At 39.8% G+C, this 24,679-nt stretch carries 23 protein-coding genes; 10 read left to right on the top strand and 13 right to left on the bottom strand.

Annotated elements, in window-relative coordinates:
* Nucleotides 1–37: 37 nt before the first annotated feature.
* Together PUND_RS12835 and PUND_RS12830 are read left to right on the top strand one after the other, a co-directional pair.
* Nucleotides 38–589 (top strand): heme NO-binding domain-containing protein, encoded by a 552-nt coding sequence (locus PUND_RS12835; protein ID WP_010391204.1) that lies wholly within the window; start codon nucleotides 38–40, stop codon nucleotides 587–589.
* Entirely contained in the window at nucleotides 582–1,532 is a 951-nt protein-coding gene (locus PUND_RS12830) for a sensor histidine kinase (protein ID WP_010391205.1), read from the top strand. The genes PUND_RS12835 and PUND_RS12830 overlap by 8 nt, the downstream gene beginning before the upstream one ends.
* Before the next feature lie 76 nt (nucleotides 1,533–1,608).
* On the opposite strand, the gene PUND_RS12825 is transcribed toward PUND_RS12830, so the two are convergent.
* The gene (locus PUND_RS12825) at nucleotides 1,609–1,830 is read right to left on the bottom strand and encodes a hypothetical protein (RefSeq protein ID WP_008108632.1); all 222 of its coding nucleotides are present in this window, start codon (nucleotides 1,828–1,830) and stop codon (nucleotides 1,609–1,611) included.
* Between the two features lie 191 nt (nucleotides 1,831–2,021).
* On the opposite strand from PUND_RS12825, the gene PUND_RS12820 reads away from it, so the two are divergent.
* Complete coding sequence (locus tag PUND_RS12820; protein WP_010391208.1) at nucleotides 2,022–2,735, top strand: DUF1499 domain-containing protein; 714 nt, start codon at nucleotides 2,022–2,024, stop codon at nucleotides 2,733–2,735.
* Between the two features lie 117 nt (nucleotides 2,736–2,852).
* The gene (locus tag PUND_RS12815; protein ID WP_010391210.1) at nucleotides 2,853–3,899 is read left to right on the top strand and encodes an NAD(P)-dependent alcohol dehydrogenase; all 1,047 of its coding nucleotides are present in this window, start codon (nucleotides 2,853–2,855) and stop codon (nucleotides 3,897–3,899) included.
* A gap of 49 nt (nucleotides 3,900–3,948) precedes the next feature.
* Here PUND_RS12815 and PUND_RS12810 read toward each other — a convergent pair whose 3' ends face one another.
* Complete coding sequence (locus PUND_RS12810; RefSeq protein ID WP_010391212.1) at nucleotides 3,949–5,157, bottom strand: MFS transporter; 1,209 nt, start codon at nucleotides 5,155–5,157, stop codon at nucleotides 3,949–3,951.
* A gap of 341 nt (nucleotides 5,158–5,498) precedes the next feature.
* Between PUND_RS12810 and PUND_RS12805 the strand changes: the two genes are divergently transcribed.
* From PUND_RS12805 to PUND_RS12795, 3 genes are all read left to right on the top strand, one after another.
* On the top strand, nucleotides 5,499–5,921 hold the full coding sequence (locus tag PUND_RS12805; RefSeq protein WP_010391213.1) for a hypothetical protein: 423 nt from the start codon (nucleotides 5,499–5,501) through the stop codon (nucleotides 5,919–5,921).
* Nucleotides 5,918–6,115, top strand: coding sequence for a helix-turn-helix transcriptional regulator (locus PUND_RS12800; RefSeq protein WP_008108814.1), 198 nt, complete (start codon nucleotides 5,918–5,920; stop codon nucleotides 6,113–6,115). The genes PUND_RS12805 and PUND_RS12800 overlap by 4 nt, the downstream gene beginning before the upstream one ends.
* A gap of 87 nt (nucleotides 6,116–6,202) precedes the next feature.
* A complete protein-coding gene (locus PUND_RS12795; RefSeq protein ID WP_021033110.1) occupies nucleotides 6,203–8,329 on the top strand; it encodes a TonB-dependent receptor plug domain-containing protein in 2,127 nt (708 codons plus the stop codon).
* 79 nt (nucleotides 8,330–8,408) lie between these two features.
* On the opposite strand, the gene PUND_RS12790 is transcribed toward PUND_RS12795, so the two are convergent.
* Entirely contained in the window at nucleotides 8,409–9,290 is an 882-nt protein-coding gene (locus tag PUND_RS12790) for a LysR family transcriptional regulator (RefSeq protein ID WP_010391215.1), read from the bottom strand.
* A 108-nt stretch (nucleotides 9,291–9,398) separates the two neighbouring features.
* On the opposite strand from PUND_RS12790, the gene PUND_RS12785 reads away from it, so the two are divergent.
* Entirely contained in the window at nucleotides 9,399–10,379 is a 981-nt protein-coding gene (locus PUND_RS12785; RefSeq protein ID WP_010391216.1) for a TDT family transporter, read from the top strand.
* Nucleotides 10,380–10,382: 3 nt separating this feature from the next.
* Here PUND_RS12785 and PUND_RS12780 read toward each other — a convergent pair whose 3' ends face one another.
* Nucleotides 10,383–10,565, bottom strand: coding sequence for a DUF2986 domain-containing protein (locus tag PUND_RS12780; RefSeq protein ID WP_010391218.1), 183 nt, complete (start codon nucleotides 10,563–10,565; stop codon nucleotides 10,383–10,385).
* A gap of 162 nt (nucleotides 10,566–10,727) precedes the next feature.
* Here PUND_RS12780 and PUND_RS12775 point away from each other — a divergent pair, with 162 nt between their 5' ends.
* Entirely contained in the window at nucleotides 10,728–12,215 is a 1,488-nt protein-coding gene (locus PUND_RS12775; RefSeq protein ID WP_010391219.1) for a dipeptidase, read from the top strand.
* A 71-nt stretch (nucleotides 12,216–12,286) separates the two neighbouring features.
* Here PUND_RS12775 and PUND_RS12770 read toward each other — a convergent pair whose 3' ends face one another.
* The 5 genes from PUND_RS12770 to PUND_RS12750 all read right to left on the bottom strand — a co-directional run bounded on the left by PUND_RS12770 (nucleotide 12,287) and on the right by PUND_RS12750 (nucleotide 16,985).
* Complete coding sequence (locus tag PUND_RS12770; protein WP_010391220.1) at nucleotides 12,287–13,048, bottom strand: EAL domain-containing protein; 762 nt, start codon at nucleotides 13,046–13,048, stop codon at nucleotides 12,287–12,289.
* 205 nt (nucleotides 13,049–13,253) lie between these two features.
* Nucleotides 13,254–13,682 (bottom strand): OsmC family protein, encoded by a 429-nt coding sequence (locus PUND_RS12765; RefSeq protein ID WP_010391221.1) that lies wholly within the window; start codon nucleotides 13,680–13,682, stop codon nucleotides 13,254–13,256.
* Between the two features lie 192 nt (nucleotides 13,683–13,874).
* The gene (locus PUND_RS12760; protein ID WP_010391222.1) at nucleotides 13,875–15,032 is read right to left on the bottom strand and encodes a N(5)-(carboxyethyl)ornithine synthase; all 1,158 of its coding nucleotides are present in this window, start codon (nucleotides 15,030–15,032) and stop codon (nucleotides 13,875–13,877) included.
* A 286-nt stretch (nucleotides 15,033–15,318) separates the two neighbouring features.
* On the bottom strand, nucleotides 15,319–15,453 hold the full coding sequence (locus tag PUND_RS12755) for a DUF2256 domain-containing protein (RefSeq protein WP_010391223.1): 135 nt from the start codon (nucleotides 15,451–15,453) through the stop codon (nucleotides 15,319–15,321).
* A gap of 2 nt (nucleotides 15,454–15,455) precedes the next feature.
* Nucleotides 15,456–16,985, bottom strand: coding sequence for a cryptochrome/deoxyribodipyrimidine photo-lyase family protein (locus PUND_RS12750; protein WP_010391225.1), 1,530 nt, complete (start codon nucleotides 16,983–16,985; stop codon nucleotides 15,456–15,458).
* Between the two features lie 104 nt (nucleotides 16,986–17,089).
* Here PUND_RS12750 and PUND_RS12745 point away from each other — a divergent pair, with 104 nt between their 5' ends.
* Complete coding sequence (locus PUND_RS12745) at nucleotides 17,090–17,698, top strand: flavin reductase family protein (protein ID WP_010391228.1); 609 nt, start codon at nucleotides 17,090–17,092, stop codon at nucleotides 17,696–17,698.
* A gap of 41 nt (nucleotides 17,699–17,739) precedes the next feature.
* On the opposite strand, the gene PUND_RS12740 is transcribed toward PUND_RS12745, so the two are convergent.
* From PUND_RS12740 to yghU, 4 genes are all read right to left on the bottom strand, one after another.
* Nucleotides 17,740–19,041 carry an MFS transporter gene (locus PUND_RS12740; RefSeq protein ID WP_010391229.1) on the bottom strand — a complete coding sequence of 434 codons (1,302 nt, stop codon included), beginning with the start codon at nucleotides 19,039–19,041 and terminating at the stop codon, nucleotides 17,740–17,742.
* 67 nt (nucleotides 19,042–19,108) lie between these two features.
* Nucleotides 19,109–22,414 (bottom strand): response regulator, encoded by a 3,306-nt coding sequence (locus tag PUND_RS12735; RefSeq protein WP_010391230.1) that lies wholly within the window; start codon nucleotides 22,412–22,414, stop codon nucleotides 19,109–19,111.
* Nucleotides 22,414–23,652 (bottom strand): ABC transporter substrate-binding protein, encoded by a 1,239-nt coding sequence (locus tag PUND_RS12730; protein ID WP_010391231.1) that lies wholly within the window; start codon nucleotides 23,650–23,652, stop codon nucleotides 22,414–22,416. Before PUND_RS12730 ends, PUND_RS12735 begins: the two co-directional genes overlap by 1 nt.
* A 180-nt stretch (nucleotides 23,653–23,832) precedes the next feature.
* Nucleotides 23,833–24,675 carry a glutathione-dependent disulfide-bond oxidoreductase gene (gene yghU, locus PUND_RS12725; protein WP_010391232.1) on the bottom strand — a complete coding sequence of 281 codons (843 nt, stop codon included), beginning with the start codon at nucleotides 24,673–24,675 and terminating at the stop codon, nucleotides 23,833–23,835.
* Between the last annotated feature and the right edge of the window lie 4 nt (nucleotides 24,676–24,679).

Here is a 24,679-nt window from a genome sequence, read left to right as displayed (position 1 = left end):
AGCTAACAATCTAAAAGTGATAATAGAGGGAACATGCATGAAAGGCGTTATCTTTAGAGGGCTTGAGGCACTGGTTATTGAAAAATGTGGCATGGCTGCATGGGACGACTTACTTGAAAAAAATGCACCTGAAGGTCGTGTTTATATTTCTGCAGAAAGTTATCCAGATGAGGAAATAGTTGGTTTGGCACAAGATGTAGCAACTGCACTTTCTATGTCTATGCCAGAGGTATTAAAGGCCTTTGGAGAGTATTTATTTTCTCACTTAAAGGCACGTCACCCAGCTATAGTAGACAGCTTTAATAGTTTTGCTGATCTCATTATTAGTATTGATAAAGTAATTCATGTTGAAGTAGCTAAGCTTTATCATGAGCCTAATTTACCTGAAATTGACGCCCAAATTATTGAAGACGGGTTTATTTTAATGCGTTACAACTCTAAGCGACAGCTTTGTATGTGCGCCGAAGGGCTTATTTTTGGTGCTGCGGCTCATTATGGGGTTGATGCTAAACTTAATCATGCCCAGTGCATGCATGATGGGTTTGATTCGTGTTTAATTGAAATAAAATATGAGACTCCCCATGGCTGAAGACGACTACAATTATAAAAAAGCGTATTTGCGCGAAAAATCAGCCAGAGATCAATTAGAAACCCTACTAGAAGATAAAACACGGGCGTTGTTTATTGCTAATCAAGAGCTGGAAGAAAAGCTCGAAACGGTCAAAAACCAACAAATAACCTTAATGCAAAGTGAGAAAATGGCCACGTTAGGCACACTTTCTGCTGGTATGGCCCACGAAATAAATAACCCGCTTGCTTACATAACCAGTAATGTAGAAAGTATAAAATTTATAAAGCCCGTGTTGGTTTCGTTAATGACGGCGGCTCAACAATTTGTAGATAAATCGATTTCAGTAACGCAGTTAGAGTCTATTTTAGTTCAGCTCAACCGAGAGAACGACTTAAGCTTTATTGTGGATGATATTGATGACTTAGTTGATGATACCCAAGAGGGATTAGAGCGTATCGCTCATATTGTTAGTAATCTTGTCGACTTTGCGAGCCTAAAAGACAACGTAACAACAATGGCAGATATTACAGAATCATTAAATGGCACGCTAAAGTTACTCGAAAACCAGCTGGGAACGTGTGCTATAGAGTTACACATTGAAAAGTTACCCCTAACACAGTGTAATATATCATCGATGAAACAAGTCTTTGTAAACTTATTAATTAATGCCAAACACGCTTGTGATGACTTGCGCGATCAGCAAGGAAAAATAACTATTAAGCTGTTTGCCAATAAAGGCAATATTTACATAGAAGTGGCAGATAACGGCTGTGGGATGGACGCTGATACACTTAAACAAATGTTCGATCCTTTCTTTACTACTAAACCCGTAGGCCAAGGCACAGGTATGGGAATGGCTATAGTTTACAATGTACTTAAAGAGCACAATGGCACTATAGAGGTTGAAAGTGAAGTGGGTAAGGGGTCTTTAATACGTTGTGTAATACCTATTACTACATAACTTTGTAAGCTTAAAGTTTACAATACAGGCATGGCTACAAAGTGTGTTGTGGCTATTGAGCTTAGGTATTAGTATCTTAACTCGACACTTCTTGTCCGCCGTGTTGCTCGGCTAAATCATCAAGTTCGGCAACGGTATAATCAAACCCGCTTTCATCATATTCGTAGCTTACTTTAACGCTGTCGCCGCCATTAAAAAGACGTGTTTTTACGTCATTGACTGGCCAATCTTTTAATTCGTGTAAAAAGCGATTGGCCACTTGTGATGACTCAAATCGGTAACTAATCTCTGTTTTCATAAATAATAATACCCTGATAATTTTACCCACGTAGTTTGTTGATTTTTACCAAGGAGTCAAGTTATCTACTTTAAAAGGGTAATAAATTATGACTTTATAGATACTTATCAGTCATAGTAATCTAAATTGGAGTGTTAACAGTATAAAGCTGTTTAAAAAACAATAACCATATAACAATAACGGAGTAGGCAATGAAACATTTAGTGACCTTAGTTGGGCTTATCGCTTTTTTAATGGTAGTACTACCGGGACCCCTTTATAAATTTAATATTGTTGAACTAGGCACTGCCTTTGCTGGTTTTAGATTAGGCGTGTATGTTGGTGGGGCAGCATTAGCCTTATTATTAGTTCAAGTGCTATTCATGCGTAAAACAGTAAGCCTAGCCAGTGCAGTGATCACGGTTATTTTTGCAGCTGTTGCTATTGCAATGCCGCTTAACATGATGAATACCGCAAAAAGTGTTCCGCCAATTCATGATATTTCTACCGATTTAATTAACCCACCTGAGTTTGTTGCGGTTGTGCCTTTGCGTGCTTATGCACCCAACCCTGTTGCTTACGCCGGTGAAGAAACTGCAGCGCAACAACGAAAAGCATACCCAGAGCTAAAACCGCTCGAGTACAACCAAACGCAACTAGAGTTAGTGGCAGCCACAACAAAAGCCATTGAAAACCTTGGTTGGGAACTGGTTAATAGTGATGTTAATAATGGTATTGTTGAAGCCACAGACACCACAACCTGGTTTGGCTTTAAAGATGATGTTGTAGTGCGTATTAACGACAAAGGCAGTAAGCGTGTGGTAGACATACGCAGTAAATCTCGCATTGGTAAAAGTGATTTAGGCAAAAATGCCCAGCGTATTAGTGCTCTGATTGACGAGTTAAACGCCGTTGTGGTGCAGTAATTAATAAAAATAGCCCAGCACTATGCTGGGTTTTTTGCAGTTGCTACGTCAGTTCATGTTCAGAGCTGATAATGCATACTGTGTGAGTTATAAATTTTAATAAACTATGGAGTTATTATGAAAACAGTCGGATATGCAGCAAAAAGCCAAGGTTCTGAACTTACAGAGTTTTCTTTTGAGCGCCGCGATTTACGAAATAACGATGTAGCAATAGAGATTTTATATTGTGGTGTCTGTCATTCAGACTTACACGCAGTGCGAAACGATTGGGGTGGCAGTAAATACCCATTAGTACCAGGGCACGAAATTGTTGGTAAAGTAATTTCGGTTGGTAGCGATGTTACTAAATATCAGCAAGGCGATACCGTTGCTGTAGGCTGTATGGTTGACTCATGTCAAAGCTGCGACCAATGTCATAATCACGAAGAGCAATTTTGTCGTGAAGGCATGGTTGGCACTTACAGTGGCAAAGACAGAATAAACGGTGAAATGACACAAGGTGGCTACTCTAAGCATGTAGTGGTGCGTGAAGAATTTGTGCTTTCAGTACCTAAAAATTTAGAGCTATCGCGAGTGGCGCCTTTATTGTGTGCTGGCATTACTACTTACTCACCGCTGCATAAATGGGGTGTTAAAAAAGGTAGCCGTGTTGCAGTTGTCGGCCTTGGAGGGCTTGGCCATATGGCGGTTAAAAATGCCGTGGCAATGGGTGCAACGGTTACGGTTATTGGCCGCACTGAATCTAAAAAAGAAGATGCTATTGAGCTAGGTGCACAGCACTATTTAGTATCGAACAACGAAGATGAAATGAAAAATGCACAATCAGCGTTTGATGTGATCATTGATACTATACCGGTAAAGCACGACCTATCACAGTATACACCGCTACTTGATATTGATGGCACGTTAGTGATTGTTGGCCAAGTAGGCCCTGTTGATGAGCTAAACACAGTGCCATTGTTAATGGGTCGTCGTCGAGTGGCAGGATCCTTAATTGGTGGCATTGCAGAAACACAGCAAATGCTCGATTTTTGTGGTGAGCACAATGTATTACCTGAGTGTGAAATGATCAATATAGACGAAATTAACACCGCTTATGAGCGCATGGAACGCTCAGATGTGCGCTACCGTTTTGTTATTGATATGGCGTCGATTGACGTATAATTAAAATAATGAATATAACGAGAGCCGCTATACGCGGCTCTTTTTATACTTAATACGCTGCAGCCGTTTGTTTTGCGCTTTTATTGTTTATTTGTATAAAGCTAAGCCACCACATAAATAACCCGCCTAAAAATAATACTCCTGCAACATACCCGGTTTGATTTGGTTGTGCCCCTTGTGCAATAGCAATGCCGCCTACCCATGGGCCAATTGCATTAGCAATATTAAAAGCACATTGTACGAGAGCACCAATCATGGCATGGCCATTGGGCGATACATCCATTAACAGTGTTTGCACTAAAGTAGAAAGCCCTAAGCTACAGCCAATAAAAAAGATCACCAGATAAAGTAAGTAAATATTATAGCTGGCACTTACATACGCAAATGCAAAAATAATAGTTGAGGCAAGGGTTAGTCCCGTGGTTTTAATTGCCGATTTATCGGCTGCTTTTCCTAGTATGTAATTACCGAGTGTGGAGCCAATACCAAACATCACCATCGCAATTGAAATAGTATAGGCGGGTGATTGGGTTACATCTAAAATAGTGTCGGCCACGTAGGTATAAATACAAAATACGCCACCAAAACCAATAATAACAATACCCAAAATAGACCAAACCAGTTTATTTTTTAATACCCCTAACTCGTTTAGTAAATTAGATTTTTGAGTATTTTTAACATTGGGTACCACGTAATAAACAAAAATAAAGGCAATAAACGCCAGTACACCTGCCCCGGCTAAACAATAGCGCCAACTCAAATTTTGCCCAACGAGCGTTACTACAGGTACACCTACAATGGTTGCGACTGTCAGCCCCATAAATACTTTTGACATAAAGCTAGCACGCTTTCCAGCAGGCGCTATATCTGAGGCCAATAATAAGGCTGCGCCAAAATATGCGCCATGGGGTAAACCACTTAAAAGCCGAAACAGTACAAGTTGCTCTAATGAGCTAGCTAAGGCGCTTAAGCTATTAGCAATACACATTAAACTTAAAAATAGTAACAGCGCTTTTTGTTTACGCATGTTTGCTGTTGCCAACATTAAAATAGGCGCGCCAACAACTACCCCCAGAGCATAAGCACTAATGGCATAACCACTTTGTGATGGGGTACTACCAAATGCTTCACTAATTAATGGCAACATAGGCATCATAGAAAATTCAGATAAACCCAAAATAAAGGTGCCTAGCGCAAGTACAACTAAAATAGCGGCTCTATTGGGCTGACTCGACGGCGATATAATATCAACGGCCATGTAAAATCCTTGAAGGTATTGAATAAAATTTAATAGCAAACAAAACGCCTGTACGTTTAAAAAATACAACACACACGTTTATTTAAAATTGAATATGGGAATGAGGAATAAAGAGACTGACATTTTAAATTAAAAGCCTCCTCCCGTCATGGTCTAAACCATAGTTTAAGATGAATAAAATTTAACTTAAGCAAACGAAAGGCTGGTTTATATGGGCTTGCAAGCCACTCGCTCATTAAAAACAAGATATATTAGATTTAAATGCAATGCTAACTTGACTTTTTGTATGGTATGAATGATATTTGTAAAGTAAACATTACTTTTGAAACAGGATTAAAGCAATGAAAACAGAATTAAATTTAAAACAACGCCAAATTAAAAATACTAGCTACTTGGTTAAATGTACCTTGATTTGGTTACTCACCTTAGCGTTATGTAGCTTTGGCCCGACATTAATTTGGGATCGCGCCGAGATAATTAGCGGCTTTTTTATAGTTGTAAATGTAATAGCCGGCATTGTAATGATTTTGGCTAACAAACGTTACTTACAGGGGATGGATGAGCTGATGCAAAAAATACATCTCAGTGCCATGGGGTTTACCCTAGGTGCAATATTGGTAGGTGGGCTTGCGTACACTAATTTGCAATTGAGTGGCTTAATTGATTTTAAAGCACAAATACCCGATTTAATGTTTTTAATGGGAGCAGTGTATTTAATTAGCGTGTATGTGCTTAACAAACACTATTGTGCAGGTGATGAATGAAAAACCGATTAAAGGTATTAAGAGCCGAGCATAACTACACCCAAGCAAGGTTGGCCGAGCTGCTTGATGTTTCTCGCCAAACTATTAATGCGATTGAAAAAGGTAAGTTTGATCCCAGCTTGCCACTGGCCTTTAAGGCAGCAAGGTTGTTTGAGTTAAAAATAGAAGATATTTTTGACGACGAACAGGGTTAAAAATTAACAAAGTGCGACAATATGTCGCGCTTTTTAACTTGCCGCAGCACGTATAATTTACCCACAAAAATTTTGTGGTAAACAATAATGACTGATAAAAAAAATTCTTTAACCTCTTATTTATTATCCCCTTTAGCGCTTGTTATAAGTAGCGTATTATCGCCAGTTGCTTTTGCAGATGACACCTCAATTGAAGTGATTGAAGTGCACGGCCAAGCACAAAATAAACACCTATCATTAGGCTCGTCTGAATCGCTATTAACCGATATAGGAGTGGACTTTTCAGCCGCTGGTGGTATGGCCAATTTACCTGTTTTAAATGGTTTAATGGGCGATAGAGTGGCGGTACTGGTTGATGGGGCGCAAATCACCGCCGCCTGTGCTAACCAAATGAACCCGCCACTGTCTTATATTTCAGCCAATCAAATTAGTAGCTACAAAGTGGTTGCAGGTGTTTCTCCAGTAAGCGCGGGAGGCGATAATATTGCAGGTGTGATTGCTGTTAATTCCGTTTCACCTCAGTACAGTGAAAACAGCGAACTTGCATGGCATTCAGGTTATGTGTCAGCCCAGTACAACACCCTTGATAACGCCAAAAAGGTCGGCGCAGGTATGCGCATTGCCAGCGATGTACTCAGTTTTAATTATCAAGGTGCTTATAGCGATGCTAACAGTTATGAAGATGGTAACGGCGATTTAGTGCTCGATACCCTATACCGCGCGCAAAACCATAGTTTAAGTGCTGCCATGCGCGATGATAAGCAACAATTAGTGGTTAAGCTAAGTCATCAAAAAATACCCTATCAAGGCTTTGCTAATCAATATATGGATATGACAGATAACACCAGCTATGGTGCTGTGGCCCAGTATAAGCGCACTTTTACAAACAGTGAGCTTGAAGCGCAGTTAAATTGGCATAACGTAAAGCATGAAATGGGGTTTTTTAGCGCAGAAAAAACCGGAAAAATGCCAATGAAAACCGACGCCGAAGATATAAGCACCCAGTTAAAATGGCGACTAGCGCTTGATAACAATAGCCAGTTACTACTCGCGCAAGAGTATCACCACATGAAATTAGATGACTGGTGGCCTGCAGTTGAGGGCTCAATGATGATGGGACCAAATGACTATAAAAATATTAATAATGGCCGACGTCAGCGTATTGCTTTGCTTGGAGAATATGAAAGCCAACTAAATACTCGCTGGTGGGTAAATGCAGGCATTCGATTTGAAAATGTAATGACCAACACTGATGATGTACAAGCATATAATGCAGGCATGGCTGCAATGAATGCAATGGCCATGGCGATGCCAAGCGATGCAATGGCGGCTAAAAAGTTTAATAACCAAAGTAAAAAACAAACAGATAATTTAGTTGATGCAAACGTGCTGATTAATTATCAACTAAGCAATAAAGACGAACTACAAATTGGCTTAGCCCGTAAAAATCGTGCGCCTAATTTATACGAACGCTACAGCTGGGGCGTAGGTAATATGGCCACCACTATGATTGGATGGTACGGCGATGGCAACGGCTATATTGGTAATATAAACCTTAAACCAGAAACCGCACACACGCTTAGCAGCACGTACACCCGCATGGCAAAAGACGACAGCTGGCGTATAAGTGCTAATGCGTGGGTGAGCGACGTGAATGACTATATTGATGCCAACATAGTAAGAAGCTTTAACCGCACAGCGCTTGCTGCTAATACCCGTAATGTACTTATGTTTAATAACGTAGATGCTACGCTTTATGGCGTAAAGCTCGATGCAGTTTTAGCACTGCACGAGTCTAAGCAGTATGGTAGTTGGTCGTTAAAAGCTAACATTACCAATACCCGTGGTAAGCGCGATGATACCAATCAGCCGCTTTATCAAATTAAGCCGCTGCAAAGCCAATTTGCCATTAACCAGCAAGTTGGCCGCTTTGAAAACGCACTCACGTGGCAGTGGGTCGATAGTAAAACTCGCGTAGATAGTAACCGCCTAGAAAACCAAACTGAGCAGTATCATTTACTTAATTTAAGCTCAAAAGCCAGTTGGGATGCACTTACTGTGAGTGTTGATATTACCAATCTGCTTGATGAGTATTATCAATTACCACTAGGAGGTGTAAGTATTGCAGAATTTAAACAAGATATGTCGCAGGGCTTTAACCAATTGGCAGGGCAGGGGCGCTCTATAAATTTAGCCATGAGTTACGCGTTTTAAAGTGAGAGAGTAAGTGAGTACCAGCCGTTAGATTCGATTTTAGCTTAAACCGGATCTGACGGTTTATTGCCATTAATTTTTAAGTCTGCTTATGACAAAAATCAATAAACTGCGTTAATAGCGGGTTTTTGTATTTGTCTTTATGCATTACTAGCCAAAACTGCCTTTGCATGGGGTGGTTTAAATTAAGCTGTGTAACGCGTCCATCTTTTAGGGCATATTGTGCGGCGAGTGATGATAAGCATCCTAAGCCCAAGCCATTCGCTACACAGTTTATAAGCGCTTCAGTGGTGTTGAGTTCTACGCTTTGTGCCCAATTTTTTATATGTGGTGCAAGGCTATGTAAAAAGAAAGAACGCGAGCCGGATCCAGTTTCTCTTAATACCCATTGGCTACTATTTAAGTCGTTAAAGCTAAGTTGCTTTTTTGCAGCCAATGGGTGGTTTATTGGCGCAATAATACACATAGCGTCATGGCTAAACACATTAGAGACTAAATCGCTTTGATGGGCTTGGCCCTCAATAAGTGCTATATCGAGCTCGTAATCTATAAGTTTTTGACAAATAAGCGTCGAATTGGAAATCAGTATTTGCTGTGAATAATGCTGTCGCTGTGCTCTAAATTTGCTTAGTAAAGCAGGTAATACATGATTACCAATAGTATCGCTGGCACCAATTTTTAAAGTTCCGCTGGCAGGGGCGTTGTCTAAAAACAAGGTGTCGATAGTGTTTGCCCGATTTAATAGCTCATCAGCAAGGGGCAGTAGCTTTTGCCCTTCTTGATTTAATAATAATCGGTTATTTACACGATCAAATAACGGATGGCCTAACTGCTTTTCAAGTTCGCTAAGCGCCATACTCACCGCCGCTTTAGATAAAAACAGTGACTCAGACGCTGCTGTAAGGGTGTTGTGCTGGGTTATGCCTACAAATACTTTAAGTTGCTTAAGTGAAATATTCATTATGCCATGTTTAGTTTTCCTGAACGTGTGTTCTATATAATTAGATTTAATTAAACAAAATGCAAGCGTAAACTTCTCTGTAAGTTACAACCACAGGGTGGAATAGAGATGTTTAAACATATAAAAACAAAAGTATCAGGCGCACCAACACCAATGGGCGGTTTGGCATTAGGTATTGCCAGCCTAGGTTGGGCTTGGGAGAGTATGTTTAGCCTAAATGGCGTAGCGCAATATACAGGTGCCGCTATTGCGAGCGTATTATTGCTATTGTTAGCACTTAAGTTTTTATTGCATCCTCAGCTGCTTAAAGCCGATTTAGCCCATCCGGTTGTGGGAAGTGTGGTGCCTACTTTTGCTATGGCTACTTTAGTGGTGTCTAATTCTTTAGGGCAGTTTTACTCCCTTGCGGGAGATATGCTTTGGGTTGGTGCATTTTTATTGCATGTGGTGTTTTTAATCAGCTTTATTGCTCATCGCGTGATTGAATTTAAAATTGAGCATATGGTGCCAAGCTGGTTTGTACCGCCGGTTGGGATCATTGTTGCCGATGTCGCGTTTTCAGGGAATCCGGCTCTGCTATTTTTAGCACAAGGGGCGCTTTATTTTGGCATGCTGATGTATGCAGTTATGTTGCCTATGATGATTTATCGAATCATTTTTGCTGCGCACATTCCTGATGCTGCACAACCTACACTGGCTATTTTAGCGGCGCCAGCAAGTTTATCGTTAGCTGGTTACTTTACAGTTATCAGCGAGCCGTCACCGGTTATTATTGGCTTGTTATTTGGAATTGCGGTACTGATGACCTTTATAATTTACGTCGCATTTTTTAAATTACTGCGCCGTCCATTTTGCCCAGGTTACGCTGCGTTTACTTTTCCTATGGTCATTGGTGCTACCGCGTTATTTAAACTTGCCGCATGGATGCATGCAGAGGGTATTGATTTGCAGTTTGTTAAACAAATACAGTATTTAGCAACGTTTGAACTGATTGTGGCAAGTGGGGTAGTTTGCTATGTGGCGGTTCGTTATTTGGCTCACTTTAAGCTTTTTAACACTCAATTTAAGCCTCTCACCCTATCACAATAACGATTAAACGCTTGTTTGCACTACCTCGTTAGCCTCGTGCTCAATTGCTTGTTCGGCATCTTGCTCAGCAAGCTTTGCGCGCTCTGCTTTTGAAATATAAGCCGGTTTGTTGCTTTTATGTAGCTTGGCATTAGCACGCTTATCTTTGTTATTAAATTTTGTAATGATCTTTTTTCTGCGATTCATGATTCACCTCGTAATTTTGAGCTGCGCATTATACAGGCATCTTGTTCAAAGCTGTTAGACAAATTATAAGTTTTGCTTGTAGGTCTGCCGCAAAGCGCTGTTTGTCACTTTACAAGGAGGTTATAATTAGAGCTCTTTATTGTTAATTAAATGGAATCTGTTTTGAACAAGCTCGCTTTAGCAAGTATTGCCTTATGTGCATTTAGCGCTCATGCACAATTAAATAAACACAGTGAAAGCGTGGCCGATTACGCAGTTAATAGCTACCAAAATGCACAGGTGCATACGCTTACTAATTTAGTATCGTTTCCTACGGTTAATAAAAGTGAGATCAGCGCACCACAAAACCCCGACTTTATAGGCTTTAAAGCGTTATTAAAAATGAAAGCCGCTGAACTGGGCTTTGACTACCAAGATTTAGGTTATACGGTACTCATAGGCATGGGTGAGCAAAAAGAAAAAGTAACCATAGTGACTCACGGTGATGTACAACCTGCAAACGCCAGCAAATGGAAACAAAGCCCATTTATTATTGATACCTCAGAGCCGGGTAAATTAATTGGCCGAGGTACCGAAGACGATAAAGGCGCTATAGCCACCGCTTTATATGCGATGAAAGCCATAAAAGATAAAGGTATAACCCTTGATAACCGCATTGAGCTGATGGTTTATTTAGCCGAGGAATCTGATTGGGGGCCTTTAACCGAATTTATGAAAACTTATGAGCAACCAAAGTATGCGGTCACCATTGATGCCTCATATCCCGTGGTGGTTGCTGAAAAAGGCTGGAGCTTAATTTCGCCTACGTTTGCAGCTACATCAGCGCAAACCGGTGTGTATGTAAGTAATGTTACGGGTGGTGCCTTTGCGAGCCAAATTCCTGAAGATGCCAGCTTAACCTTGCATAACGCCAGTGCTGAATTAGTGACTCAATTAAAACAAACCGCCACGGCTCTTAAGCAAGTAGAGTTTACCTTTGACGAACAAATAGATGGAACTTTAATTAGTGTAAAAGGGGTATCGGCACATTCATCTGAACCAGAATCAGGCGTTAATGCCATTGCTTATTTGGCTGAACTATTTAAAGCCGTCGAGCTTGAAAACAACAGCGATGGGCAGCTCATTAAGTTTGTAAATCAGCTAATAGGCCTAGATATATACGGTAAACAATTTGGTGATATTGCGTATAAACATGACTTTATGGGGCCAATGACAGTAGCGCCCACGGTTATTGAACGAGACGGTAATAACCTAACGTTAGCGGTTAATGCTCGTCGCCCTATGGGTAAAGAGGCTGACTTACTTGAGCAGCAAATTAATAGTGCGCTTACCCAATGGCAAGCTGATAATAAAGTAACATTGGCAAATGTTAAAACTACCATTGGCACACCCATGCTGCTTGATGGAGCGCCTCATGCGCAGAAGTTACTTGATATTTTTAAACATTTTACTGGCGATCAAGACGCAGGTTTTGTGTCGATTGGTGGTGGTACCAACGCTAAATTATTTGATAATGCTGTGTCGTTTGGCCCATCAATGCCGGGTAAACGTTATACGGGGCACTCAGAGCATGAATTTATTACCCTTGAGCAATTAGCACTTAATTTACGTATGTACACCGCTATGATGATAGAGCTGGGAAATATGTAATTTTGGATATATAACCTATATCAAATACGAAAAAACCGCCGTAACGGCGGTTTTTTTATAGCAACGGTGTGCTATTGAAAGTTTATTTCAGGCAAGCATTCAAACCCAGGTTTTGCAAATAAGTAACCTTGCATTAATTCAATGCCGACACTTTTTAACCAGTGATACTCTTCAACTGTTTCAATGCCTTCAGCCAGAGCTGTAACATTTAGCGCGCTAAACATGTTTAAACAGTGGGTGACGATTGCTTGGCGATTTTTATCTTTGTCGATATCTCTGATCAGCGCCATATCAAGCTTGATAATATCAGTTTGAAAATCGGCTAATAAGTTTAATCCAGAATAGCCTGAACCAAAGTCATCGGTGGCTGTTTTAAAGCCTAACTCTTGGTAATAGCTTACAACACGTTTTACATGTGCGCTGTCTTCTATTTTTTCGACTTCTGTAAATTCAAACATAATATTAGTTGTAGGGAAATTGTACTTTTTAGCCGCTTCTAGGGTAGTGCGAATACAGCGCTCAGGCTTATAAATAGCGTTGGGTAAAAAGTTAATGCTTAGCATGGTGTTTATGCCTAGCTTAGAGGCAAGTGCAATGGCTTTAATTCTACACAGTTGGTCAAAGGTATAGCGGTTGTCGTCGTTTACTTGGGAAATAATAGAATAAGCCGACTCATTATTTAAACCACGAACCAATGCTTCATACCCATAAATAGTGTTGCTCTGGCAATTTATAATAGGCTGAAATGCCATAGTAAAGTCAAAATCTAGTTCGCTAGAATCAGCGCAGTTGCTACAAGATACTTTTTCGCAACTTTGTGATTTCTCGTTCATGCATCCACCTTTGAATTTAACCCACACTTAAAGGTGGTTAAGTTTCTTGTAATCCTAACAAAGTATTGAGATTTTACATAATTATATTAGCGAACATTAATATAACTCATAATAAAGTTTTTATTTAATTCATGAAAAATTAGCAGTAAGGTTATGCTAAAACATAATCTTACTGCTACGCAAAAAGTATAATTGGTTTACAAAATTAGTTAAGTGTTGCCGTTAGTTTTATGCTGGTATTGAGTAATTTTGAAATGGGGCAGCCTTTTTTGGTGTCTTCACACAGGGCTTGAAATTGCTCATTTGAAATATCTGCAATGGTTGCATTTACTTCAAGGGCAATGTGCGTCACGGCAAAGCCATCATCCACTTCGTCTAAACTAACCACTGCTTCGGTGTTTATGTTCTCAGCGGTAAAGCCCGCTTCACCAAGTGCCAGCGATAAAGCCATACCAAAACAGGCACTATGTGCTGCACCCACTAATTCCTCAGGGTTTGATCCTGGCTTATCTTCAAAGCGGGTATTAAACCCATACGGCTGGTTATCTAATGCGCCACTTTGCGTTGAGATATAACCTTTCCCTTTTTTAATATCACCAGACCATGTTGAACGTGCAGATTTTTTAATCGTCATTATGTTCTCCTTGTTGAGGGTGTAGGCTTTTTAGGTTAATTAGTCATACCATGTAGTGTTTGCAATACGTTGTAAACACTACACGGTAAAACAGCTAAAAAGCGTTATTTACATAGATAGTTGCAAAATAGAAGCCAAATAATTTAATAAACAAAACTCACGTTACGTTTGGGATTATTTATTATCCCGAATTTAGGTTATGTCAGCTATTTGCAGGTGATAAGGAGGCGTACTTTCACGGTTTTGAAACGCTAAAATAGCGTTGTTTTTAATTATTCCGTGTTCAATATTGATAGCGCGGCGAATGGTTTCGTCTTTTTGCCATTGCTCTGGACCGGCTAAAACAGTTGGCAAGTATACAATGAGCGCGGCAGAAATAGAGCGCGTTGCACTTTCCCATAAGTAGCTAGGGGTATGATCAACCGCGTAATAATCCGTGGTTTTATAGCTAAACATCGGGTGTTTAAATGTTGTTGGCTTTGCAAAAAAGAATCCCATTCCTTCATCACAACTTACATCTATTATAAGGCTATTGGGTTTTAAGCAATTGGCTTCAGATTCAATCACAAAATTGACGGGGTTTGCGGTTTCTTGGTAGGTGCCATTAACAATAATGTCAGCTTCGCTAATAAGCTCAGTAAGCGGGCGCTGCGACCCATCGTGCTCAACCACCATCATGCGAGCTTCGCCTTCAATGCCTGGGCGTACTTTAACATAATGACAATCAAGTACTTCTTCACGCACTTCATGATCGGGGCGCTGTATACAAATTGTAATATCTCTAAAACCATGAGCTTTTAATGCATAAATAGCGCCTCGGCTAACAGCGCCAAAACTAAAAATAATGGTTTTACGTTGATTACCGTAATGGCCATCAATGCCTTTTAGTTGCAGAGCATGTAACACCGCACAATAACCAGCCATTTCATTGTTTTTATAAAAAGTATGACGGCCAACATTTCCCTGTGGTGACCATACAAACATGTCTTCAAAGGCAATAAGAGTAAGCTTTCTATCAAGGGCAGCTTGGGTAATTGCTTGTTGTTGTACGCAATGTACATAGCCCCAAATTGTGCCGCCTTCTTTAAGTTCTTGTAAATCAGCAAGCACTGGTTTGGCAATAATGACGGTGCCTAATTGGGTTAAAATATCACTGCGGGTGGCAATGCCGCCTGTCAGTGCTGCAATTTCTTCGTCGCTCATATTAAATGCCGCGCCATAACCTTGCTCAAAAATCATATTTTTTCTGAGTTTTTCAGGTATACGCATTAAATGCGCAGGATGAATAGGGTAGCGTCTTTCATCTGTTTTACGTGATGTTCCAATTACGCCAATAGTTAATTCACTCATGCTATATCCTTGATTAAAGTATGCTGAGTTTATAAACGAATAATGCTACATCGCTAACAAACAAAGAGGGGTTTTACAGGCAAGCTCACGCCATGGCTGTAAAAATAATGCTTGGTAAAGGGTGTTCTTTTAATTAGCTGTGCTAGGTGTAATGAATGTTGAGCAGGCAGAGGGTAGAGTGTTAACTTGCATTGAATAACAAGTTGAAACGTTAACCACTATAACAGCTATGTAAGATATAAAGTGAGATTAAAGCGAATATGCGTGTATTGGTTTTTATAAGCGGCTATTTGCTGCGTTTGCACCGCTCTGAGCAATAAATAACGTTATCCCAATCTCGTTGCCACTTTTTACGCCACGCAAACGGCTTATTGCATACTGGGCAAATTTTTTGCGGTAAGTTAAGTTTTTTGTGCGCCATAATTAGGTGTTCTCTTTATTGCTGTTACTGCGAGTTTTGCGTTTTACACGGGTGATTTTTTGAGTCGGAGTCACGTGTTTTTTAAGAATTTTACCTATGGCGCGTTTTACATCGGGCCGCTCTCGGTATTGCCATAGCCGTTCGCGGGCTTCTTTTGAGGCGGTGGTTAAATCAAGCATCGGCTCAGGGTAGTCTTCACCTAGTTTAAAGTCGTTAAATAGCGCTTCCATGGGCGCTTGCTCCCAAGGTTGATGTAAATATTCAATGGGGAGCTTTTCAAGTTCAGGGCACCATTTTTTTATAAACGCACCGGTTGGGTCTTGATCCTCCGATTGCTTAATTGGGTTGTAATGACGAATAGTATTAATACCGGTGACAGAGGCTTGCATTTGAATTTGCGGGTAATGAATCCCCGGTTCAAAGTCTAAAAAGTAATTAGCCAGCGGAAAACTTGCTTGTTGCCAGCTAATGTTTAAATGATGCGTTACAAAGCTAACCAGCATAGCGCGCATTCTAAAGTTGATATAACCGGTGGCTTTTAAACAGCGCATACAGGCATCAATAATAGGAATACCGGTTTGCCCCTGTGCCCAGCGTTCAATATCGCTAGTAACCTTAGCGTCATCACGATACGGAAATGCATGGTAACCCGGATTTAACGCTTTAAATTCCATGGTACACTCGCTTTCAAACTTTTGCATAAAATGGCAATGCCAATGCAAGCGCGATACAAACGCGGCAAGTGGACGCTTCCACCCTTTTTTATCGGGATGGGTTGAATGGTATGCGTCAATCGCCATTTGATACACTTGCCTCAGGCTGATATTTCCCCACGCTAAATAGGGCGATAACCTAGAGCAATGCGTACGGCTTAAGCTTGGGCTGGATATTCCTTTTTGATAACCCTTACCGCGTTCAGCAAAAAAGCTTTGCATTACTTCACGGGCAAGTCGCGGCCCTCCGAGTTGAAAGTTGTCATCGTCAGCTGTGTAATTGTCTGGTAATTCTGGCGATTGGTAGTGTGTGAGTGTCACTGTTTTAATGTGTTTCCAATCTGGGATGGCAATTGGCGCTTGCATTGTTTGTTGCCAGCATTCATTCCAATTATTGCGATTTTTTTTACCCCGAATGACAGCCCCCGTTGGTGACTCTAACCAGTTAATCTGATTATGTTGGCACCATGCTTTAATCGCTTTATCGCGCTCAAATGTATTATTTAAGCCGATTTCTTGGTGACTAAAGAGATTAATTATTTCAAACTGGGTGAGTAGCTCTTCAAGCAACGACTGCATATTTTGTTTAAATATGTACACGCAGCTATTAAAGCGATCAAGTTGTTGGTTTAAATCACATAGTGACTGATACACAAAGCGCCAATGTCGCTCGTTATAATGAGCATCTTCGAGTAACAGCGGCTCAAAGTTGTACAGCAATAATGTTGGAAGCCCATTGCTAAACGCATGTTTAAGCGGTTGATGATCGCTTAAGCGTAAATCGCGTTTAAACCAGACAATGTTTATTTTTTGGCGCATGAAATTAAACTATTTGCTAACGGTGTAGTATTAATGAAGATCCAATCTATAAGTACGTATTGCCTAGTACTAGGGTTTAGTTTTTAACTTAAAAGTGAGAAATAATGTTTTTAGATTTAATTCAAAACAACAACCGCTCTGTTTATAGCTACTTAGTTGGCGGTATTAGTCCACGACCGATTGCATGGATAAGCACCCTAAGTAATGAGGGGGTAAGCAATATTGCACCTTACTCTTTTTTTACCGTAGCAAGTTGTCAGCCTGCAGTGCTAAGTGTTACTCAAGTTAACCCCAGCGATAAAGCCAATAAAGATACACTGACAAATTTACTAGCCACCAAAGAATGTGTGGTTAATATTGTTAGTCATGCCTTAGTAGAGCAAATGAACCAAAGCTGCGCTAATTACCCTAATAATGTCAGTGAGTTTGATGAGGCCAGCATAGAGAGAGTCCCAAGCCAGTTAGTTAATCCGCCGAGTGTTGCAGCTTCAAAAGTACGCTATGAATGTAAGCTTCGAGAAGTGATCACTATTTCAGATGAACCAAGCGGTGGCAAAATGATGCTCTTAGATGTAGTGGGAATTTTTATAGATGACGCCACGTTGGTAAATGGCTACATAGATCCGACACGTTTAGATGCAGTAGGTAAAATGGGCGGCGATTACTTTAGCACCACCAAAGATAAGTTTGTACTAAAACGCCCACAACTTTAAAGGTGAGCGCTTTAATTACATCAGGTTAAACAGCACGCTATTTACTCTGTTTTTGGTAAAAACAGTGCACTCATTGCCCCCAAAAAACCTAACCCACTGTAAAGCAAAATAAGCTCTGCGGTTGATAAAAACGATTCTAATAAGCCTATACTGCCTAACATCAGTAATAAAACCCCAATAACGGTATTACTAACCGACACATAATCGGTGCGTTTGTTACCCTCTGCCATATCGACGAGGTACGTTTTTCGCCCTAAGCGTACTCCTTGGTGCGCAACTGAGAGTAAAAAGTACAAAATAGGCATAGCCCACCAATTTAGTAGCAGCTCGTTATACCAAGTTGCAATAACAAATACAGCCAGCCCATTAATGGTAACCAAAGTGGCACTGAGTACCAGCACTCGCTGGCTAGATAAGTCACTTAAGCGCCCCCAAATCGGCGCTGAGACTAGGCTTGCAAAGCCGGAAACGGCAATAAAGGTGGCAAGTAAAGAAAATTCAAACGACTGTTTACTGGCTAAAATAATATAAAAAGGGGCACTCAATGCTGAACAAAGCAGTAAGGCACGTGTAATAACAAAATGCGCAAACTGTTTGTCTTGGTATAAAATTTTTAACTTTGAAAACGCGTGCAATAGGCCATTATTAGCTCCTTCGGTAGCGCCACTATATTCGTTAATTTGTGCATAAAAAAACGCGGCAATCAGCCACATTAATGCACCCAGTAGTAAAGCGATGATCACAATGTCTTGATCTTTTTGCTGTGAAAAAAACCACATCATGAGACCAAACGTTAAGGTGGCAAAACCGGCAATACTCGCAGCAAGCCCGCTAATATTACCGCGTTGCTGTTTAGGAATAACTTTGCCCAGCACATCTTTTGCAGCGACAGAGTTAAACCCTCTGGCAAGGCTAAATAAAATTAATAAGCCAATAATGGCGTAGCCTGCTTGTGCGCCCTTGAGGGTGAACGCCACCGCAACCATGGCTAAAATGCATCCTGCTTGCATCACTGCACCTATTACCCATACCCATTTACGAACGGGGAGTTTGCGAATAACGTTAGCAATAGCAAGTTGGGGCAGCAATGAACCCGATTCTCTAATTGGTACTAACCAAGCAATAAAACTCGCTGGTACATTTAAGCTTTGCATTAACCACGGCAGCGTTATTTTTGGATTAAGCAGTGCATCGGCAAATTTACTAAACAGCTGGCTAATGAGTAAAATAATAAAATTACCAGGTACTTCCTGACAGGCATTGTCGTCGATGGCCTTGCAAGCTCGGGCGTCTTCTTCATTGTTTAAGCGTTTATAGATTTGTTCTTTTGTCAGTTTTTTCACTCTATTTTACCGCTGTATAAGTACAAATATTTATATATATTAAGATGATATGGTTAACATATCTACTTTACTCATTGTTTTTAAGTTCATATGGCAACCACTTTAGAAGTTTTTTAAATAATATGTCTTGTGCAATGGGCTTAGAAATATAGTCGCTCATTCCAACCTGTAAGCACTTAGCTTCATCGCCCACCATAGCGTTTGCTGTCATAGCAATAATAGTAATTTGGGGATTTTTACTTCCAACTTCATTTACTCTTATATGGGTTGTGGCTTGGTAACCATCCATCACTGGCATTTGGCAATCCATTAAAATGAGTGAGTACGGGTTATGGGAAGTTGTTTGTTTTAAATATTCGAGCGCGTGCTGACCATTATCTGCAATATCAATGCTATTAATTCCTATTTTTTTAAGCGTGGTAGAGGCGACGATTTGATTAATGTTGTTATCTTCAACTAGTAAAATACGAATGTTTTTGTCCCACACAATATCATCGCTCGACAAAGGGTGAGTGTCAGATAAACCCTTAGTAATGAGGCTGTTATTACTTTGCTGTTTACCGCTAAAGCAGGTCGATAGCATCTTAAAAAGATTTTGTGTGATTATGGGCTTTGTAACAATGGCTGAAAACCGAGACGCTTGATATAAATCGCGCTGTTTATTTAGCTCACCCGTGGTCATTAAAACAACATGCGCAGCCATAAGATCTACTTCTTTATCAAGGGTTTTACTTAAGGTTAACGCATCGCCGTCACTTAGCTGCATATCAATCATAATTAAATCAAAACAAAGGTTTTGTTTTTCGATATATTGCTGACATGTTTTCACAGCCTGCTTTGCGGATGGGCTGATTACGGCTGTTGCTCCCCATTTAGTAAACTGCTTGTGTAAAATAGAAGATTGAGTTTGATTGCTGCACACAATTAAAATATTTAACGATGACATATCTACAGGGGGGAATACTTTTTGTGGGTTTTTACTGCGTTTTAGAACAACATTAAAGCTAAAGTTACTGCCCTTATTTTCTTTAGATTGTACCTGTATATCACCTTCCATTAGGTGGCATAACTTTTTAACAATCGCTAAGCCTAAGCCCGTGCCACCATATTTTCGTGTTGTTGAAGAGTCAACTTGAGAGAATGATTTAAATAGCTTGGCTTGTTGAGCTGCAGAAATACCAATTCCAGAGTCTATTACTTGGCAGCTAAAACGCATTTGATTGTTGTTAATCGGTGTGAGTTTAGCAATAACTTGCACTTCGCCTTCATGGGTAAATTTAAGCGCATTATTTACTAAGTTTGTTAAAATTTGTTTGAGGCGTCCGGCGTCACCAATGACAAAAGCGTATTCAATATGCTCTATATCTAGCATTAACGGAATATTTTTACTGTGAGCATGAATTGCTATTGTTTCGATAAAATCGTCGAGCATGTTACAAAGGTTAAACTCCAATTCTTCAAGCTCAAGCTTACCGGCATCCACTTTTGAAAAGTCTAAAATATCGTTAATAATATTTAATAAGGAGTTTGCACTATTGAGTGCAATGCTTACCTGATGATGTTGTTTTTCATTTAATGAGCTATCTAAAATCAAATTAAGCATGCCTAATACGCCATTCATAGGCGTGCGAATTTCATGACTCATTGCCGCTAAAAACTCGCTTTTGGCAATGTTAGCCTGTTCAGCCGCCGCTTTTGCTTCAATTAATAATTGATTCGCTGCTTTTTGCTCAGTGATATCTTGCTGAATTCCCACATAAGCTGTGAGCTGTTGCTGCTCGTTAAAAACAGGTGAGATTTGTAGGCTATTCCAAAATTCCGTGCCATCTTTTTTATAATTTAGTATCTCTATACGTTGAGTTTTTAATGTTTTTATTGCATGAGTAATAATATCTATTGCGTTCTTATCTGTGTTTGGCCCTTGAAGTAAGCTGCAATTTATTCCTAGCATTTCCCCTTTACTATAGCCTGTGATTTTTTCAAATTCAGAATTTAAAAATACTAAAGGAAAGCCTTGCACGCTCGCATCGGCTATAGAAATACCCACATTACACGATTCGATTGCCTGCGCTAATAAATCATTTTGCTCTTTTGCTTGTTTTAATGCTTTTTGAGAACGTTTTTGCTCAGTAATGTCAGTTACAGAGCCTGCCATTCTAATTGCTTTATTATGCTCATTGCGCAGTGCCATCCCTTTTACTGTAAAATAACGATAAGCGCCTGATTTAGTCTTTAATCTATAATCGTAATTAAAGGGAATGTTGCTAATTAAGTGATTTGCTATTTGCTTTTTATGCTTGGTTATATCATCAGGGTGAAGTAACTTATAAAGTGCATCAGTACAGTGAGGTAAAGCGTTTTTATCGTTTTCGTCGTAGCCAAGCAATACGCTAATACGGGGAGAAAAATATACTTCATTTGTAACAATATCCCAATCCCAAATACCATCATTACTGCCCTTAACCGCCAGTTCGTAACGCGCTTCACTTTGCTTTATCGCTTCTCTTGAGGATTCTAAAAGCTTAAACGGGTTTAGTAGTAAGTGCCTGCCAAATACAAACAGGAATAACGACGATAAAGCCATACTTACAATAATTGATATAGCAATATCGATTATGAAGCGAGTAGTTTTAGCAGCAATTAAATTGGCAGTAATGTAGTAGTTTAATCTTATATCTGTATTGCCAATGAGGTTTTGGTTAATACTGACATACTCGTCACCTTGATTTAAATTAGAATAATAAACCCATGAGCCTGCTAAAGTCAGTCCATGGCTTTCACGGTCAAAGTCGGTCGGTAGTAACTGGGTCATTGGCGTATTAAATTGCACCATAAGCACGCCCTCAGTAAAGTTATTATATTTTATAGGCACCGCAATGGTGAATAGGTCGGTATTGGTTGGCTTATTTAATATCACCGCCTTTTCTGTTTGCTCTTCAAGTAAGCTATTTATCCATGGTTGCTCAATTATACTCAGCTCGTTAAGCAAAGGGTCGTTACTAAAAACCACCTCTTTTAATACGTTTATAATCGTTATTTTTTCGGTGCTACCCATTATTTTATATTGAAAAAGGTAATCTTGGAGTAGCGCTTTTGAGGTGTCTGACCCCATTATGGCGTTAGATAAAATAGGTTGACGAGCAAGGTCATTAAGAATTTGTGTTCTTGTTTCTAAAAATAGTGTGAGGTAGCTGGTGGTGAGTTTAGATTCAATCTCAAGACTTTTACTTTGTAAATCATAGATAGCTGTATTTGCGCGATGGCCAACAAACAGTAAAGAAATAGTCACTGATAATATTAAGCTCAATGCTAAAAAAGTATAAAAAGCATTATTTGTTGAGAGCTTAAATTTTTTATTTATTAATGCTCGCATTACTCAACATTGCCTATTGGGTTTTCGATAATGTGTATTTTTCCATCCGGCTGATAATTTGCCATGCATAAATCGTCAAAACCAAGTGCTTCGTGGGCATCAATATTATTAGCTGACCACATAGCAAAAGGACGTTGGTATTGTTTTATTAAGCCATTAACTGGCATGGTTAAGTTTTCAAGTGCATGTTTGATTTTTGCTCTGTTGTGCTCTGTATTATCGGTTAAAGTTATTTGTGATATGCCCTGTAACAATAGTTTTGTTAAGTCGTAGGCATGAATAAATCCAGCCGGAGAAATTAACTCAGTGGGTGCTACAGGGGTAGGCTTAAGGGATAAGCTTTGTGCTACAACATTTTTAGTTAAAGCGGTTTGCGGCGTTTTTAAAAATGAAAAACAGCTTTGTATAAAATGTAAGCTCAAGTTTGATTTTATGGCTTGCTCAACGTTGGCAAAAAAATCCCCACCCGTTATTCCCCAATGACTAACAATAGGAAGGCGTTCATTTTTGGCAAAACTTGCCATCGCATTTATAAATACAGCCCCCTCAATGGCATTTCCAACAAATAAAATACACTCTGCAGGTGTATTTTTTATTTGATGCAGCATTAATTTGGCGTTATTTATTTTTGTGTTCCAGTTAAACCATTCCACTTGTGGTTTTATATCACCAAAGGCCTTAAGCATGGTGTTGTTGTTTGATTTTCCCCATGGCGTGTCTTCTAAAAGTAAGAGCGGATTTTTGCAATTTAGAGTTTTCGTTGCAAATTGGGCCATTCTATAGCCGGCTTTTGTATCATCTACTGAGAGCCTAAATACCCAGTTATCATCGCTAGGGTATCGGGTAATAGACCCTCCGGCAGCCCAAGGCAGTAGTAGTAATAGTTTGTTTTTATTGATGAAGTCTCTGTTTTTTATATATGGCGTGGAGTGCAATCCACCAATAAAAACCAGTGCATTGCGGTCTTTTAGAAACTGCTGCATGTGCAATAAGCTGCGATTCGAATTACCTCGGTTGTCTTTTTCAATCAGTGTGAGCTGATAATCTTGCACGTTATTATTAATCTCAGCTAAAGCAGTCAGCACCCCCATCTTCATTGCATAGGCCGATTCGTAATGGTTTGAATAATCTGAGTCATGATAGAGCGTTAATGTTTTTACATCTTCGCTGCGTGCACTTAAAGGAAATGCTGCAATATAAAGTACACTTAAGAGGAGTACACAAACCAAAGATCGCATAATAAACTTTATGTTAGTAATTTTTATTAAAGTTAGTCTATTTTGGCGTGTTTTCCTGTTTTAAAAGGAAATTATTTAATTTTTTTATAAAAATATAAACCTGAAATATGATTCAATATTTTTTATTAATGGGCATAAAAAAGCCAGCTAAGCAGCTGGCTTATTGAACTGTTTTGACTTTTATTTAAAGTCTTGGGCGCTGTGGCGCTCTGCCATTTGTTCTTCTTCTGGGCCCCAAGTACGATTAACACGGCGGCCTCGTTTTACACCTGGGCGCACAGCTATTTGCTTAGCCCAACGAACCACATGGGTATAAGATGCAACATCTAAAAATTCAGCGGCATCATATATGTCGCCTAATACCAGTGAGCCATACCATGGCCATATGGCAATGTCGGCAATTGAATATTCACTGCCTGCCATGTATTCGTTGTCACTTAAATGGCGGTTTAGTACATCTAGCTGACGCTTAGTTTCCATGGTGAAACGATCAATCGGGTATTGCATTTTGGTTGGCGCATAGCTGTAAAAGTGACCAAAGCCGCCACCTAAATAAGGCGCCGATCCCATTTGCCAAAACAGCCAATTACGACATTGTGTTTTAGCTTGAAAATCATTAGGAATAAGCGCATCAAACTTTTCGCCAAGGTATTGTAAAATAGCGCCTGATTCGAATACAGGGGTTGCTGGTGTTGTAGAGTGATCCATCAACGCAGGTATTTTTGAGTTTGGGTTTATATCAACAAAATCAGAGCCAAACTGGTCGCCTTCACCAATATTAATTAAATAAGCATCGTACTCAGCCTCAGTAATACCAAGCTCTAATAGCTCTTCAAACATAATACTGACTTTTTGCCCGTTGGGGGTCGCTAATGAGTAAAGCTGAAATGAATGTTTGCCAATAGGCAGTGTTTTATCGTGAGTTGCACCTGCAATTGGGCGGTTAATGTTTGCAAATTTACCGCCACTTTCATTGTCCCATGTCCATACTTTTGCTGGGGTGTAGTCGTTGTTATCACTCATAAAT

This window comes from Pseudoalteromonas undina, from assembly GCF_000238275.3.
In the GTDB taxonomy this organism is placed as follows: domain Bacteria; phylum Pseudomonadota; class Gammaproteobacteria; order Enterobacterales; family Alteromonadaceae; genus Pseudoalteromonas; species Pseudoalteromonas undina.
Note: the sequence above shows the minus strand (reverse complement) of the source record. Positions and strands in the feature narration are given on the sequence as shown.